This is a genomic window from Streptomyces sp. NPDC038200, assembly GCF_055600785.1.
Window position 1 is genome coordinate 1 of sequence record NZ_JBVJYH010000063.1, and the last position, 2,403, is coordinate 2,403.

1 protein-coding gene is annotated in these 2,403 nt (G+C 75.2%); it reads left to right on the top strand.

Annotated features, from left to right (window positions below; genetic code table 11):
• The coding region (locus ACZ7KF_RS41500; protein WP_471087899.1) for a type I polyketide synthase at window positions 1-2,403 on the top strand (2,403 nt) is incomplete at both ends.

Sequence of the window (2,403 nt, forward strand, 5' to 3'; positions counted from 1 at the left end):
GCAGGGCGGGTACGCGGCGGCGAACGCCGCGTTGGACGCGCTCGCCGAGCACCGGCGGGCCCGGGGACTGCCCGCCACCTCCATCGCCTGGGGCCTGTGGGCACCGGCGAGCGCCATGACCTCCGGCGCCGACACCGCGCGCCTGGCACGCGGCGGCATCCTGCCGCTCCCCGTCGACCGGGGCCTGGAACTGTTCGACGCCGCCTGCGCCGCCCAGGCACCGCTGACCGTCGCCGCGCGCCTGGACCTCACGGCGTTCCGCGCCCAGGGCACCCGTATGCCCGCCCTCCTGCGGAGCCTCGCGGGCACCGCGGCCCGTCGCACGGCACGAGCCGGCGACGCCGCTACCCTGCGCGACCGCCTCGCCGCCCAGACCCCCGCCGAACGGACGCGGACCGTGCTCGACCTGGTCCGCGGCCAGGCCGCCGCCGTCCTCGGACACGACTCGGCCGCCGCCATCGCCGAGGACCGGGCCTTCCTCGAACTCGGCTTCGACTCCCTGACCGCCGTCGACCTCCGCAACCGCCTCGGCACGGTGACGGGCCTCCGCCTGCCCACCACCACCGTGTTCGACCACCCGAACCCGGCCGCACTGACCCGGCACATCCTCGCCGAGCTGCTCGGCACCGCGGCCGGCGCCTCCCGGACCGCCCCCACCGCCCTGCGCGCGGACGAGCCGATCGCGATCGTCGGCATGGCCTGCCGCTACCCCGGCGGAGTGGCCTCGCCCGAGGACCTGTGGCGCGTCGTCGCCGAGGGCCGGGACACCATCTCCCCCTTCCCGGAGGACCGCGGCTGGGACCTCGACGCCCTCTACCACGCCGACCCCGATCACACGGGCACGAGCTACGCCCGCGAAGGCGGGTTCCTGCACGACGCCGCCGGCTTCGACGCCGAGTTCTTCGGGATCAGCCCGCGCGAGGCGCTCGCCATGGACCCGCAGCAGCGACTGCTGCTGGAGGCGTCCTGGGAGGCGATCGAACGCGCCGGCATCGACCCGACCGCGCTGCGCGGCAGCGCCACCGGCGTCTTCGCCGGCCTGATGTACCACGACTACGCGGCCCGGCTCGGCACCACCCCCGACGGCCTCGAAGGCTATCTGGGCATGGGCAACTCCGGCAGTGTCGCCTCCGGCCGCATCTCCTACACCCTGGGTCTGGAAGGCCCCGCGGTCACCGTCGACACCGCCTGCTCCTCGTCCCTGGTCGCCCTGCACTGGGCGATCCAGGCACTGCGGTCGGGGGAGTGCGACCTCGCCCTGGCCGGCGGTGTCTCCGTGATGGCGACCCCGGGCACGTTCGTGGAGTTCTCCCGGCAGCGCGGCCTCGCCCCCGACGGCCGCTGCAAGTCCTTCGCCGCGGCGGCCGACGGAGCCAGCTGGTCGGAGGGTGTCGGCATGCTGCTCGTGGAGCGCCTGTCGGACGCCCGCCGCAACGGGCACAAGGTGCTGGCCGTGGTGCGGGGTTCGGCGGTGAACCAGGACGGTGCGTCGAACGGTCTGACGGCGCCGAACGGTCCCTCGCAGCAGCGGGTGATCCGGCAGGCCCTCGCCGGTGCCGGGCTCGCGCCCGCCGACGTGGACGCCGTGGAGGCGCACGGCACGGGCACCCGGCTGGGCGACCCGATCGAGGCGCAGGCACTCCTCGCGACGTACGGCCAGGAGCGTCAGGCGCCGCTGTGGCTGGGCTCGGTCAAGTCCAACATCGGCCACGCGCAGGCCGCCGCCGGTGTGGCCGGAGTGATCAAGATGGTGGAGGCGATGCGGCACGGGACGCTCCCCCGCACGCTCCACGTCGACGAGCCGTCGCCCCACGTCGACTGGACCGCCGGTGCGGTCGAGCTGCTGACCGAGGAGCGCGAGTGGGTGCGGCAGGACCACCCGCGTCGGGCGGGTGTCTCGTCGTTCGGGGTGTCCGGCACCAACGCGCACGTGGTGCTGGAAGAAGCACCGGAGGACACCGAACCGGCGGCCTCGGCCGAACTGCCCGCCGTGCCCTGGCTGGTGTCGGCGCGCTCCGAGGCCGCACTGCGCGCCCAGGCCGCACGGCTCGCGGACTGGCTGCGGGACGACACCGACCTCCTCGGCACCGCCTACTCCCTCGCCACCGGCCGGGCGGCGCTGCCGCACCGGGCGGTCGTCGTCGGCACCGACCGGGCCGAACTCGCCGACGGACTGACCGCGTTGGCGGCGGACCGGATCGCCGCCCACGTGGAGACCGGCCGCGCCCGCGACAACCGCACCACCGCGTTCGTGTTCGCGGGTCAGGGGGCGCAGCGGGCCGGGATGGGTGGGGAACTCGCCGCTGCCTATCCGGTGTTCGGTGAGGTGTTCGCCGAGGTGTGTGGGGCGTTCGACGCGGTGCTGGACCGTCCGTTGGGTGAGGTGATCGCCGAGGGTGGTCC